Source organism: Rhizobium sp. BK512, from assembly GCF_014194915.1.
GTDB lineage: Bacteria > Pseudomonadota > Alphaproteobacteria > Rhizobiales > Rhizobiaceae > Rhizobium.
In genome coordinates this window covers 83,192-94,933 of record NZ_JACIAS010000010.1, presented here as the reverse complement: position 1 = coordinate 94,933, position 11,742 = coordinate 83,192, and the positions used below count along the sequence as shown (strand labels likewise).

The 11,742-nt window shown below is 60.3% G+C and carries 13 protein-coding genes; 1 reads left to right on the top strand and 12 read right to left on the bottom strand.

Annotated elements, in window-relative coordinates; translation table 11 throughout:
- Positions 1-61 precede the first annotated feature (61 nt).
- Positions 62-1,057: an SIS domain-containing protein gene (locus tag FHX06_RS29590; RefSeq protein ID WP_113211939.1), complete on the top strand. Its 996-nt coding sequence runs from the start codon at positions 62-64 to the stop codon at positions 1,055-1,057.
- Here FHX06_RS29590 and FHX06_RS29585 read toward each other — a convergent pair whose 3' ends face one another.
- The 12 genes from FHX06_RS29585 to FHX06_RS29530 form a co-directional block, all read right to left on the bottom strand.
- On the bottom strand, positions 1,058-1,513 hold the full coding sequence (locus tag FHX06_RS29585; RefSeq protein ID WP_112544131.1) for an NfeD family protein: 456 nt from the start codon (positions 1,511-1,513) through the stop codon (positions 1,058-1,060).
- A gap of 3 nt (positions 1,514-1,516) precedes the next feature.
- Positions 1,517-2,539, bottom strand: a complete 1,023-nt coding sequence (locus FHX06_RS29580) for an SPFH domain-containing protein (protein ID WP_113211940.1) — start codon at positions 2,537-2,539, stop codon at positions 1,517-1,519.
- Positions 2,540-2,622: 83 nt separating this feature from the next.
- Positions 2,623-2,886, bottom strand: coding sequence for a hypothetical protein (locus FHX06_RS29575; protein ID WP_162738537.1), 264 nt, complete (start codon positions 2,884-2,886; stop codon positions 2,623-2,625).
- Between the two features lie 155 nt (positions 2,887-3,041).
- Entirely contained in the window at positions 3,042-4,073 is a 1,032-nt protein-coding gene (hemH, locus tag FHX06_RS29570) for a ferrochelatase (RefSeq protein ID WP_183881838.1), read from the bottom strand.
- A gap of 126 nt (positions 4,074-4,199) precedes the next feature.
- Positions 4,200-6,104, bottom strand: coding sequence for a bifunctional metallophosphatase/5'-nucleotidase (locus tag FHX06_RS29565; RefSeq protein ID WP_183881836.1), 1,905 nt, complete (start codon positions 6,102-6,104; stop codon positions 4,200-4,202).
- Between the two features lie 174 nt (positions 6,105-6,278).
- Positions 6,279-6,599: a hypothetical protein gene (locus FHX06_RS29560; RefSeq protein ID WP_183881834.1), complete on the bottom strand. Its 321-nt coding sequence runs from the start codon at positions 6,597-6,599 to the stop codon at positions 6,279-6,281.
- Between the two features lie 29 nt (positions 6,600-6,628).
- Entirely contained in the window at positions 6,629-6,997 is a 369-nt protein-coding gene (omp10, locus tag FHX06_RS29555) for an outer membrane lipoprotein Omp10 (protein ID WP_112544120.1), read from the bottom strand.
- A gap of 171 nt (positions 6,998-7,168) precedes the next feature.
- Positions 7,169-8,614 (bottom strand): homospermidine synthase, encoded by a 1,446-nt coding sequence (locus FHX06_RS29550; RefSeq protein ID WP_113015517.1) that lies wholly within the window; start codon positions 8,612-8,614, stop codon positions 7,169-7,171.
- A 132-nt stretch (positions 8,615-8,746) separates the two neighbouring features.
- Positions 8,747-9,619 carry a heme-dependent oxidative N-demethylase family protein gene (locus FHX06_RS29545; RefSeq protein WP_183881832.1) on the bottom strand — a complete coding sequence of 291 codons (873 nt, stop codon included), beginning with the start codon at positions 9,617-9,619 and terminating at the stop codon, positions 8,747-8,749.
- Positions 9,620-9,663: 44 nt separating this feature from the next.
- On the bottom strand, positions 9,664-9,948 hold the full coding sequence (locus tag FHX06_RS29540) for a YciI family protein (protein ID WP_183881830.1): 285 nt from the start codon (positions 9,946-9,948) through the stop codon (positions 9,664-9,666).
- A gap of 2 nt (positions 9,949-9,950) precedes the next feature.
- Positions 9,951-10,580: an aminotransferase class IV family protein gene (locus FHX06_RS29535; protein WP_246715686.1), complete on the bottom strand. Its 630-nt coding sequence runs from the start codon at positions 10,578-10,580 to the stop codon at positions 9,951-9,953.
- Complete coding sequence (locus tag FHX06_RS29530) at positions 10,577-11,737, bottom strand: aminodeoxychorismate synthase component I (RefSeq protein ID WP_183881826.1); 1,161 nt, start codon at positions 11,735-11,737, stop codon at positions 10,577-10,579. The genes FHX06_RS29535 and FHX06_RS29530 overlap by 4 nt, the downstream gene beginning before the upstream one ends.
- Positions 11,738-11,742: the final 5 nt, after the last annotated feature.

Below are 11,742 nucleotides of genomic sequence, written 5' to 3'. Positions count from 1 at the left end.
GTTCATACATGGGAAAGATTGTCGGGTGGACAGGTAAAGTGAAAAGGTCTAACGCATTGCCATGATCAGAAGAGCGGTAAAACTCGTCGAAAACAGCGTTCTGGAGTCGGGTAAGCGCACCGTCAGCATTGAAAGGCGCGCCCTGGAAGCACTCGAGCGTGCTTTCGATGATGGGCTGGCCGGACCCTTTACCCGAGCGGTCGAGGTGATTGGGGAGAATACCGGCCGCGTGATCGTGACCGGCGTCGGCAAGAGCGGCCATATCGGCACGAAGATTGCTGCCACCTTCGCTTCAACGGGTACGCCAGCCTTTTTCGTGCATGCGGCGGAAGCCAATCACGGCGACCTCGGCATGATTGCCGGCGACGACGTCGTGCTCGCAATCTCGAAGGGCGGCGAGAGCGCGGAGCTGAAAAGCATCATTTCCTACACGCGCCGTTTTTCCATTCCGCTGATCGCCATGACCTGCAGCCCGCGGTCCTCGCTGGCGACTGCTGCAGATATTGCTCTGTTAATTCCCAATGAGGAAGAGGCCTGCCCCAACGGGCTGGCGCCGACCACGTCGACAATGATGCAGCTCGCGCTCGGCGATGCCCTCGCGATCGCGCTTCTGGACGCGCGCGGCTTCACTGCTACGGACTTCCATGTCTTCCATCCCGGCGGCAAGCTGGGTGCCAGCCTGATGCATGTCGCCGACGTCATGCATACCGGTGACCGCCTGCCGCTCGTCTCCAAGGGCACGTCCGTGCCTGACGCAATCAGGGTGCTGTCGCACAAGCATTTCGGCTGTGTCGGCGTTCTGGATGCGGAGGGCCGGCTTTGCGGCATCGTCACGGATGGTGACATGTCCCGCAATCTCAACCGCAATCTCGCAGAGCTGATAGTCGACGACATCATGACGCAGACGCCGAAGACTGTGAGGCCGACGATCCTGGCGACTGCGGCCATGGCGCTGCTCGAACAATATAAGATCGGTGCGCTTATCGTCGTCGACGACGATCAACGGCCGATCGGGCTCGTTCATTTCCACGATCTCTTGCGGATCGGAGTCGCCTGATCAGGTCGGTTCCACCGTCAGGTCGCGGCCGCTGCTGGAAACGACCCTGACCTGTGTTCCGGCCGGAAGATTCGGCCCCATGACCTGCCACATCGTGTCGTCGAGACGAATGCGGCCGCGGCCTTCGCGGATCGGTTCGTGTAGTGTCGCGGTACGACCAACAAGGCTCGCGCCGCGCTGATTGAGGAACGGCTCGTCCGTCCTGTCGTTACGCAAAGTCAGCCGCCTTCCAATAAATGTTGCAGCGACCGCCAGGATGGCGAAGAGGATCGCCTGAAGTTCCCAGACCCAGAAGGCGGCATCCCAGAAGAGAAGCGACAGAACGCCGACGGCAAGTGCCGCAAGCCCGATCCAGACGAGGAAAAAGCCGGGCACGACCATTTCGGCGGCGAGCAGCACGAGACCTGCCACCCACCAGCTCCACGGTCCAAGTTCGCCGACGATCTTCGCCAACATCGCTCATCGCTCCGAACTGGGATTGAAGGGACTGGGCGGAGGTGGGGCGACCGGAGGCGTCGAACGCACCGGACCAGGACGCGGGCGTGGCGGCGGCGGATTGTTGCTGTCGCCAAAGACTTCGCGGGCGATCGAACCGATACCGGCAAGCGAACCGAGAATGGAGGAAGCCTCCATCGGCATCAGCACAACCTTGGCATTGTTCGCCTGGCCGATCGATGCCAGCGCTTCCGTATATTTCTGTGCAACGAAATAGTTGATCGCCTGTACGTCGCCAACGGCGATGGCTTCGGAGACCATGCGCGTCGCCTTGGCCTCGGCCTCGGCTAGGCGCTCACGGGCTTCAGCGTTGCGGAAGGCGGCTTCGCGCTGGCCTTCGGCCTCGAGGATGGCGGATTGCTTGGCGCCCTCGGCTCGCAGAATCTGCGCGTTGCGCGAACCTTCGGCTTCCAGCACCTGAGCACGCTTCTCGCGCTCGGCTTTCATCTGGCGGGCCATCGCGTCAACGAGATCGCGCGGCGGCTGGATGTCCTTGATCTCAACGCGGGTAACCTTGATGCCCCAGGGATGCACAGCTTCGTCAACAACACGCAGCAGCCGGTCGTTGATTGCATCGCGATTGGAGAGCAGTTCGTCGAGGTCCATCGAGCCCATGACGGAGCGGATGTTGGTCATGGTGAGGTTCAGGATTGCATTTTCCAGATTGGAGACCTGATAGGCGGCCTGAGCGGCATTCAGCACCTGGTAGAAGGACACGGCATCGGCTGAGACCGAAGCATTATCCTTGGTAATCACCTCCTGGGTCGGCACGCTCAGCACCTGTTCCATCACGTTCATCCTGGCGCCGACACGCTCAATGAAAGGGGTGATCAGGTTGAGGCCCGGTTCCAGCGTGCGTGTGTAGCGGCCGAAACGCTCGATCGTATAGCGATAGCCCTGAGGAACCGTCTTGATACCCGCAAAGAGCACCATGATGACAAAAATCACCAATACGATCACGACGATATCGAAGCCGCCCAGCAGCATGTATTCCTCCCTAAGCCCACCTAACTGACGTGGTGAGTTAGCACGATATTTGCAAGGAAGGAATGACGGCTGCGCCTGTCAAATCAGGGTGATAGGCCGACGTCGTCAAGGTCGCTCTTGGTGATGTAGCCGCCCATGAGGCAATTGGTGAGAAACGGTTGATCGTCCGGCCTCAGATTGCTGGTTTTGACATCGCGGAGGCGGAGTTGACACGCGACCTGCCCGACGATGCCTTTCGGAGTGGTGCTGGCAGAGATCCGCTGATAACGCTCCCAAACGAAATAACCGCCCCCTGCGATAACGAGCAAGCAGGCGAAGACAATCAATTTTCTCAAACCCGAAGTCATCAAATGCGTCCAGATCAATAAGGCACGAGGCTGTGAATGTGCGGGATGCAGTCGTGTCTGCGACGCGATTGCAATCGCCTGCCGGCCATTCTTTAGATCTGGGGCGCAGGGCGCTTTTATCTATTGCAGGCGCAGAAAATCTGGCGCCGCAGGGATCAAGCCCAGCCGAGCAGCTCGCGGCGTACGACTTTTTCCAGCACCTGCATGCCGTCTTCACCGTCGTTCAGGCAGGGAATATGTGTGAACTGCTCGCCGCCATTGTGCTTGAAAGAATGGGCGGCTTGTTCCGCGATCTCTTCCAGTGTTTCCAGACAGTCGGAAACGAAGCCGGGGTTCATGACGGCGATGCGTTTGACACCGTCCTGCGCCAGCTTCTCGACGGTCTTGTCGGTATAGGGCTGCAGCCATTCTTCCGGCCCGAAACGGGACTGGAAGGTGACCATGAAGTTCTCCCTGGTGAGCCCCAGACGCTCGCGCAGCAGGCGCCCCGTCTTCTGACACTGGCAGTAGTAGGGATCGCCTTGCTGGAAATAGGAGAGCGGGATGCCGTGGAAGGAGGCGAGAAGCATCTCCGGTTTCCAGTCGAGGGTAGCGAGATGCTGCTCGACGGATTTTGCCAGGGCTTCGATATAGGTCTCGTCGTCATGGTAGTCGGGAACGGTGCGCAATGCCGGCTGCCAGCGCATGGTGAGCAGCTTCTGGAAGGCCTTGTCATTGACGGTTGCGGTAGTGGCGGCCGCATATTGCGGATAAAGCGGGAAGAGCAGGATGCGGTCGCAGCCTTCATCCTTCAGCGCTTCGATGCGCGAGGGGATCGAAGGGGTGCCGTAGCGCATCGCCCAATCGACCTTGACGTTTGGCAGGTCCTTCAGGCGTTCAGCCATGAAATCCGACTGATTGCGGGTATAGGTGCGCAGCCAGCTTTCATTCAGCTCCTTGTTCCAGATCGTCTCATAGGCCTTGCCAACTTTCTGCGGGCGCGTGTTGAGTACGATGCCGAACAGGATCGGATACCACTTCCAGGGCGACCACTCGATGACGCGTTTGTCGGTCAGGAATTCGCGCAGGTAGCGGCGCATGGACGTGTAATCGGTGCCGTCAGGCGTGCCGAGATTGACCAGCAGGACGCCGACCTTGCCGAATTTGACGGCGGGATGATCCGCCGGGCGGAGTGAAGTATCTGTCATTCTGGCCCCAACGCGCTTTCGTGCCTCGCCGGCTCATACGCAGCCGGCCGCTCACGGTTCACCCTATAAGAAGAAAAGCCGGCCCGGGGAACCCCGGACCGGCTCTCATGATCGGGACAAATCGTCTTACTTGGCGGGAACCTGGATTTCCTCGCCAATCCGCAAATGGCGCGGGTTCGGGCTGCCATTGGCTTCCGACAATTTGCGCCATTCGGCTCCATCGCCGTAGAAGGTCTTGGCGAGATCCCAGAACGTGTCGCCGGAAGCGATGACGTGGGTCGAGGGCGCCGCGGTTGCGGAGGCTGCCGGAGCGGGAGTGGCAGGGGCCGGTGCGGGTTCTGCAGATGGAGCTGGCGCAGCAGGCGCCGGAGCCGCGGGTGCGGGAGCAGCGGGAGCCGAAGCTGCCGGAGCCTGCTCCGAAACAGCCTGCGCAATTTCAGTGATGCGGCCGTCCGTGTAGGGCTTATAGGGCGAGTGTGCGGCGATATATTCGGCCGTCACATCGGCCAGATCCGGACCGAAGTCATAGGCATTCTGGCCGTCCTTGAAGGCGACATAGCCATCGCCGCCGGCGCGCATGAAGTTGTTGGTGGCGACGCCATAGGTCTTGGCATTGTCGATCGGCACGAAATTGTCGCCGTCCTTGACCAGCACGTCGCTGACGCGGCTGCCGACCGGCTTCGACTGGTCGAAGGTGAATTTGAGGCCGGCAACCTGCGGGAACCTGCCGGCGCCCTGGTCAATCTGACTGACGCCGTTTTCGAGCGCCTTGACGATATCGGCACCGGTCAGCTGGAAGGTTGCGAGCGTATTCTGGAAGGGCAGCACAGTGATGACTTCGCCTTGGGTGACGTCGCCGCCGTCGATGGAGGCACGCAGGCCGCCGCCGTTCTGGATGGCAATGGTCACGCCCTGGTTCCTGCTGCGGTCAAGTATGGCATCGGCGACCAGGTTGCCCATCGAGCATTCCTTGACGCGGCAGACCTTGCGGTCGCCCTCGATCGGGCCTTCCGAGGATCCGATCACCTTCTTGCGCAGCTCTTCGATCGGCTTTGCCAGTTCGACAATGCGTGCCGCGACGGCCGGGTCGGGCGTGAAGGAGGAATCGATCAGGATGGGGTCGCCCTTGGCTTCCTTGACGACGCCGTTATCATCGAAATTGACGACGAGATCGCCGAGATATTTGCTGTAGGAGGCGGCCTGCACCACCGGCACCTTGTAGCCGCCGGGATTGTCGACCATCGTCGGATAGGGGCCTTCGGCTTTCGGATCCGTGTTCGACAGCAGGCTGTGCGAATGACCGCCGACGACCACGTCGACATCAGGGATCTTGGCGATCATGGCGAGATCGCGCGGGTAGCCGACATGGGTAAGCGCAATGATCTTGTTGACGCCTTCGCTCTTCAGCTTCTGAACTTCAGCCGTAATGCTCTGGACGTCGTCGGCAATGGTCACATTCGGGCCGGGGGAGGAAAGCTCGGGCGTGTCGTTGGTGACGGCGCCGACGATGCCGATCTTCTGGCCGCCGATATCAAGAACGAGCGAAGGCTTGACACGGTCGCCGATCTTGGAGGCAGCACTTGCCTTGACGTTTGCGGTGACGACGGGGAACTGCACCTTGTCGAGGAAGGTCGCGAGCCCATCTTCGCTGTCGTCGAATTCATGATTGCCGACGGTCATCGCGTCGAACTTCATCATGTTCAGCATCTCGGCTTCGGCTGCGCCCTTGTAGGTCGTGTAAAACAGCGAGCCCTGGAAATTGTCGCCGGCGTTGAGCAGCAGCGTGTTTTTGCCCGTCAAAGCCTGGCGGCGCTGGTCGATCGCGGTCTTCAGGCGCGCGGCACCACCGAAGCACTCATTCTTGCCCTCTTCCTCGGCAGAGCAGGTGGAATCGAACTTGTTGATCGATTCGATGCGCGAGTGGAAATCGTTGATATGAAGAATATTGAGTTCGTAATCCGCAAATGCGGCGCTCGTACTCAGCGCCAGAATAGACGCGGTCAAAAGACCGAAGCTGAAAGACTTCGTCATCCCTGTTCTCCTGATTAGGGGCGAAGATCCCCCTGATCCTCGCCAGCCCCTTCCATAATCCACCGGGGCGGTTTCCCGGCTGGCGGATGTTCCATCAGACGATGGAGAGCCGCAAGGGAAAGCTGGACCAGGGGAGCGGCTTTCCAAGGGGAGCCAGGCAAAAAAGCCGGCCGGTTACCCTGCGCAATCACCGGCTGCAGCGTTTCGGTAGAGTTCCTGTGTGGCCGCTGCAATATTCGAAAGCGTGGCGAGCGCAACGATCAAGCAAAGAAGGGAAAGAATGCGGTGAACGCGTCGGCGGGCCCGATAGGCGACGAACGCGCCTGCACCGTAGATCAGGACACCCGGCAGGGCAAAGATCAGAACCTGCAACGGACCGTCGCAATCTGGCGCGGCGATGCCTTGGGCACGATAGACATTAGCCGGCAAAATGACCGCAAGTGCGGCAAGCGGCGTTGCGAGCAACAGGACGAGGTAACCGGCGAAAGCTCGCATGGCGCCTGGCCTTCGCCCTATCTGCTCTTTTAGCTGCGGCGGCTCAGGACGAACTGCGCGCCGGCATCCGAGGTGCAGTTCAGCTGGCTCGTCGTGACGAGCGCGCAATTGACCTTCGACTGGGTGTTGCGAACTAGCGAGGTCATGTTGATTTCCACCAGCGTCGGCGACTTATTGGTATAGGTGCCCGAGGCCAGAAGCTGGTTGCTGTCTGTCGTGCGCGTCGTGAAGGTGCCGGACTGGAAGGTGGAGACGATCCCGTTCGGATCGGCCCAGGTGCCCTCGACACCTGCAGGAGCGGGTGCCGATGCGACGGGAAGGGGGCGTGGGCCGGAGGAAACACAGGCAGCAAGGGCTGCCGATGCAACCGCAAGAACGAGACCAGTTCTGACTTTCATAGGGCTTCTCCCGGCGAATCTAGGCGGAAACTATCCGCGACAGTCCGCCAAAAACATGGCGCGGGCCTTCCACGAAGGCAAGCCTTCGACGGAGGTCAGCCGGCATTTAGACAGCAGGCGTTACAAAAATGCCCGCCTGACAGCGGGCATCTTCGAAGACGTATGACAGGTTCAGCGAACCAGGATGTTCTTGAACTGCCACGGATCCTTGGTGTCGATGTCTTCCGGGAACAGGCCCGGGCGGCCGTCGAGCGGGGTCCAGTCGGTGTAGTGACCTTCGACCGGGCCGAGATAGGGCAACTGCACTTCGAGGCAGCGCTTGTAATCCATCTCGTCGGCTTCGACGATGCCCGCCTTCGGGTTTTCAAGAGCCCAGACCATGCCGGCAAGAACGGCAGAAGTCACCTGCAGACCAGTCGCGTTCTGGTAGGGGGCAATGCGGCGGGTCTCTTCCAGCGACAGGCGCGAACCGTACCAGTAGGCGTTCTTGTCATGGCCGTAGAGCAGGACGCCGAGCTCGTCGACGCCGTCGACCAGCTCGTTCTCGTCGAGAACGTGGAGAACCGGCTGTGCCTTGCCGCCATTGCCGAACATCTCATGCAGCGACAGAACCGCGTCGTTGGCCGGATGGTAGGCGTAGTGGCAGGTCGGACGATAGGTAACGTCGCCGTCCTTGTCCCTGACCGTGAAGAAGTCGGCGATCGAGATCGACTCGTTATGGGTGACGAGGAAGCCGTATTGCGGGCCGGGCGTCGGGCACCAGGTGCGAACGCGGGTGTTGGCGCCGGGCTGCTCGAGGTAGATGGCGGCCTTGTTGCCCTTCTTGTGCTTCTTGGCGTTCTTCGGCATCCAATTTTCATGGGTGCCCCAGCCGAGTTCTGCCGGCTGCAGACCTTCAGAGATGAAGCCTTCGACGGACCAGGTGTTCCAGAAGACGTTGAGCGGCTTCGGATGAATGGTGCGCTGGGTGTCGCGTTCGGCGATGTGGACGCCCTTGACGCCGACCTTCTTCATGAGCTTCGCCCATTCTTCGCGGTCGTCCTGGCCCGGCTCGTCGAACTTCAGGCCCATGTCACGCGCAAGGTTCAAAAGCCCCTGCTTGACGAACCAGGAGACCATGCCCGGGTTTGCGCCGCAGGTGGAAACGGCAGTCGTGCCGCCGGGGTTCTTGGCCTTTTCCTTGCGAACAGTTTCGCGAAGCGCATAGTTGGTGCGGTCTTCGTTCTTCATGTCCTTGTCGAAATAGAAGCCGAGCCAGGGCTCGACGACGGTATCGATATAGAGCACGTCGAGCTTGCGGCAGAGCTTGATGATATCGAGCGAGGAGGTATCTACCGAGAGGTTGACGCAGAAACCCTGGCCTTCGCCTTCAGTCAGGAGCGGCTTCAGCAGCTCCTTGTAGTTGTCCTTCGTCACATGCGCCTGGATGTGTTTGACGCCATGCTTTTCCAGAATGTGGGCATCGTCCGTGCGCGGGTCGATGACAACCATCCGGCTCTTGTCGAATTTGAAGTGGCGCTCGATCAGGGGCAGCGTGCCGCGGCCGATTGAGCCAAAGCCGATCATGACGATCGGACCGGTAATTTCGCCATATACCGGATAGTTCTGTTCCGTCATTCTTTTCTCCTGTTGGAAGGGAAGGAAGGCCTTCAGCCTAAAGAATTCATGTGAAGATGCCGCGAAGCTCGCGAGGTGACCGGCTCTAACCACAAAATGGCGTCACAATAAAGAGTGTTCCCCCCGCAAAGGTCAAATATCGGCGCTGCAAACCGCGCGCAATTTCCGCACGAGTTCCGTCCGTTGCAGGCTCAGCCCTTTGTAGGCCGTCTGCTGGTCGTCGAGCGCCTCCAGCTGATCGGCAAAGCTTGATGCGAGCTTTTGCGCCTGCGGATGGCGGGCGATGACGGCGATCGGATCGATATAGATGCGGATGGTGAAGAGAATGTCGCCCGACACAGGCAGCTTGCGAAGGGTCTGGCGTTCGACGCGGACGAAGCGCTCTTCAAGTGTGAAGGCCTCGGCATAGGGTGGCCGGCGATGTTTCGAGACGGGGAGGAAGAGATCGGCGGTGGCGTTGACCGACCAGTTCAGCCGCTCGACCGGCTGGGCGATCTGCAGGCTGTCGAAGATGCGAGTAATCAGTGTTGCATTGCGGGTGCCTTCGCCGAAGCCCGGCACATCCGCGTGGATTTCATGCATCGGCCGTCCGAATTTCTCGCGCAGCGACCATGAGGAGGGAAAGGCGACATGGGCGGCGACGAGATGCCAGCCATCAGCCTTGCGGCGCATCAGGACGAGATCGTCCTGGATGAGCGAACCGGCCTTGAAGAGCGGCGGCAGATTGGAAGCGTCAGGCTGGAGCATTCCGGGATGCTGATCGGCAAGGTGAGCGAGGAGAATATCCAGCGCCTCCTGCTGGGCAGCTTCCGTCCCATCCTCTGCGACGAAGACGGCGTCGAAGCAATCATCCGCCAGACGCGTCTTTTCCTTGATATAACGTTCGAGATCGTCGTCAGGCTCGATCCAGCGGGCGATATCGAGCGGCATCAGGCCGATCGTGAAGGGTCGAGCCGAGCCGTCGTAGGGTGTATAGGTTAGGGACGTGCAGGTCGGACGTTTCATCGCCGTTCCTTTTCGAGCCTGACGATTGGCGTGCGGTTTGCTACTCAGCGCTTGAGAGCCTCCAGTCCTTCCGTCGCTGTCGTCAGCGCGACTTCCATGATGTCATATTCGGCAACACCGTGGATGGTGAAGGGATCGGCCGCAACATAGGCTTCGATCTCCGCGCGCTCGCCAACGGCGAGAATGACGCCGCCGGTGCGGGGCACCTTGCGGCCGGAGGCGAGGAACCAGCCCCTGGTATATCCCTCCTTCACCCAGGCCATATGCGGCTCCATATGCTTGTCGGCCTCTTCGTTCGGCTTCACATAGGTCAGGGCGAGGATCAGCATGGTTAGTCCTTTTGCAGCGAGACGCGGATCAGCCCGCGCAACGAATTTCCAACGAAAAGCGTACCTGCGTCCAACTCGTCGGGCGTGATGCGGCCGACGCGGGCCTTGCGCTGGCAGATGAGTTCGGTGCGCAGCACACCGGCGAGCAGGCCGCATGAGATCGGCGGAGTCCTGAGGATGCCGGAGCCGTCATCAAGGAAGACGGACGTGATCGTTCCCTCGCATACTTCCTGCCTCTCGTTGAGCATGATGACTTCATCCGCCTGCTGCTGCGAGAACTCGCCACGCGCCGCTTCATACACAGCCCGGCGCGTGGTCTTGATGCGCAGCAGCTTGTCAGTGGAATCGAGACGTGTGCCGGCGAGACGGAGTTTCCAGATTGTATCTTGCCGCAGTGGCGTGAAGGGGGCAGTGGTAACGTCGATCCGACCCTCTCGATCGAAAGTCAGCCTGATACGGCGAGGTCCCTTTTCTTCGATTACCGCCGCTTCCAGCTTCGCGACCACGTCCATCGGCTCGGGAAAACCGATGCGACGGGCGGAGCGGGAGAGGCGGGCGAGATGAAGACGGAGGCGAATGAAGCCTTCGTCCGGTTGCCAGCGCAGGGTTTCGATCAGCGAAAAATCCGTCATCGGGCAATCCATTGGTCGCCGACGGCAAAACGGGCCTTGAGCAGGCATTCCTCATATTCGGCTTCATCAGCGGAATCGAAGACGATGCCGCCGCCGACATTGAAGACTGCTTTGCCGCCGTCAAACAGCGTCATGGTGCGGATGGCAACGGAGAAACGCATCGCGCCGTTGGGCGCGATCATGCCGATTGCGCCGCAATAGGCATCGCGCGGACCATCCTCTAGGTCGTGGAGGATTTCCATGGCGCGGATCTTCGGCGCGCCGGTGATCGAGCCGCAGGGAAAAAGAGCCGCGAAGATGTCGCGGATGGAAAGATGGGGCAGGAGCTTCGCCTGGACGTGGCTGACCATCTGGTGGACGGTTGGATAAGTCTCGATTTCGAAGAGTTTTGGAACGTCGAGCGTGCCGACCTCAGTGATGCGCGAGATATCGTTGCGTAAGAGATCAACGATCATGCGGTTTTCCGCCTGTGTCTTGATGTCGGCCTTCATGGCTTCGACGATTTTGGCATCTTCGGCCGGTGTCGCACCGCGTTTGGCCGTACCTTTCATCGGGTGCGTCTCGATCCAGCCATCTTCGTCGGTGCGGAAAAACAGTTCCGGTGAGCGGGAAAGAATGATGGGACCGCCGAGATCGGCAAACGCGCCATATTTCACGGGCTGGCGATCGATCAGCGACCAGAAGGCGGCCAGCGGATCGCCGCTCCAGCGGGCCTCGATCGGCATCGTCAGGTTGGCCTGATAAATGTCGCCGAGGCGCAGATGCCGGTGGAGGCGTTCGAAACGCTCTTTATATATAGCGAAGTTCCAGCCGGCCCTCGGTGCCGTCAGGAATTCCTCGTTTTCGTGCCGTTGCCGTGGCCTTGCGAGAGGATGATCGTCTGGCTGCGGCGCATCGAAGACACCGAACAGCAGCAGCGGTGTCTCGCGGTTCTCTTCCGCAAAGGGAGCAAGCTTTTCTTCGAAGAGATGACCGGCTTCATAAGCGATGTAGCCGGCAAGCCATTTGCCGGCCTGTCGCGCCTCTTCCATCCGCTTGAGCGCCGCCAGGAATTCCGCCTTCGTGCGGGCGATGATCATGTTTACCGGGCCGGCGAAGAGCATGACTTCGCCGGTCGTGTCGTCCCGGAACAAGATGAAGGGTTCGGACGCTGCCATTGCCT

Coding starts and splice junctions, on each gene's coding strand:
- FHX06_RS29590 (WP_113211939.1), top strand. CDS start 62: ATGATCAGAAGAGCGGTAAAACTCGTCGAAAACAGCGTTCTGGAGTCG.
- FHX06_RS29585 (WP_112544131.1), bottom strand. CDS start 1,513: ATGTTGGCGAAGATCGTCGGCGAACTTGGACCGTGGAGCTGGTGGGTG.
- FHX06_RS29580 (WP_113211940.1), bottom strand. CDS start 2,539: ATGCTGCTGGGCGGCTTCGATATCGTCGTGATCGTATTGGTGATTTTT.
- FHX06_RS29575 (WP_162738537.1), bottom strand. CDS start 2,886: ATGACTTCGGGTTTGAGAAAATTGATTGTCTTCGCCTGCTTGCTCGTT.
- hemH (WP_183881838.1), bottom strand. CDS start 4,073: ATGACAGATACTTCACTCCGCCCGGCGGATCATCCCGCCGTCAAATTC.
- FHX06_RS29565 (WP_183881836.1), bottom strand. CDS start 6,104: ATGACGAAGTCTTTCAGCTTCGGTCTTTTGACCGCGTCTATTCTGGCG.
- FHX06_RS29560 (WP_183881834.1), bottom strand. CDS start 6,599: ATGCGAGCTTTCGCCGGTTACCTCGTCCTGTTGCTCGCAACGCCGCTT.
- omp10 (WP_112544120.1), bottom strand. CDS start 6,997: ATGAAAGTCAGAACTGGTCTCGTTCTTGCGGTTGCATCGGCAGCCCTT.
- FHX06_RS29550 (WP_113015517.1), bottom strand. CDS start 8,614: ATGACGGAACAGAACTATCCGGTATATGGCGAAATTACCGGTCCGATC.
- FHX06_RS29545 (WP_183881832.1), bottom strand. CDS start 9,619: ATGAAACGTCCGACCTGCACGTCCCTAACCTATACACCCTACGACGGC.
- FHX06_RS29540 (WP_183881830.1), bottom strand. CDS start 9,948: ATGCTGATCCTCGCCCTGACCTATGTGAAGCCGAACGAAGAGGCCGAC.
- FHX06_RS29535 (WP_246715686.1), bottom strand. CDS start 10,580: ATGACGGATTTTTCGCTGATCGAAACCCTGCGCTGGCAACCGGACGAA.
- FHX06_RS29530 (WP_183881826.1), bottom strand. CDS start 11,737: ATGGCAGCGTCCGAACCCTTCATCTTGTTCCGGGACGACACGACCGGC.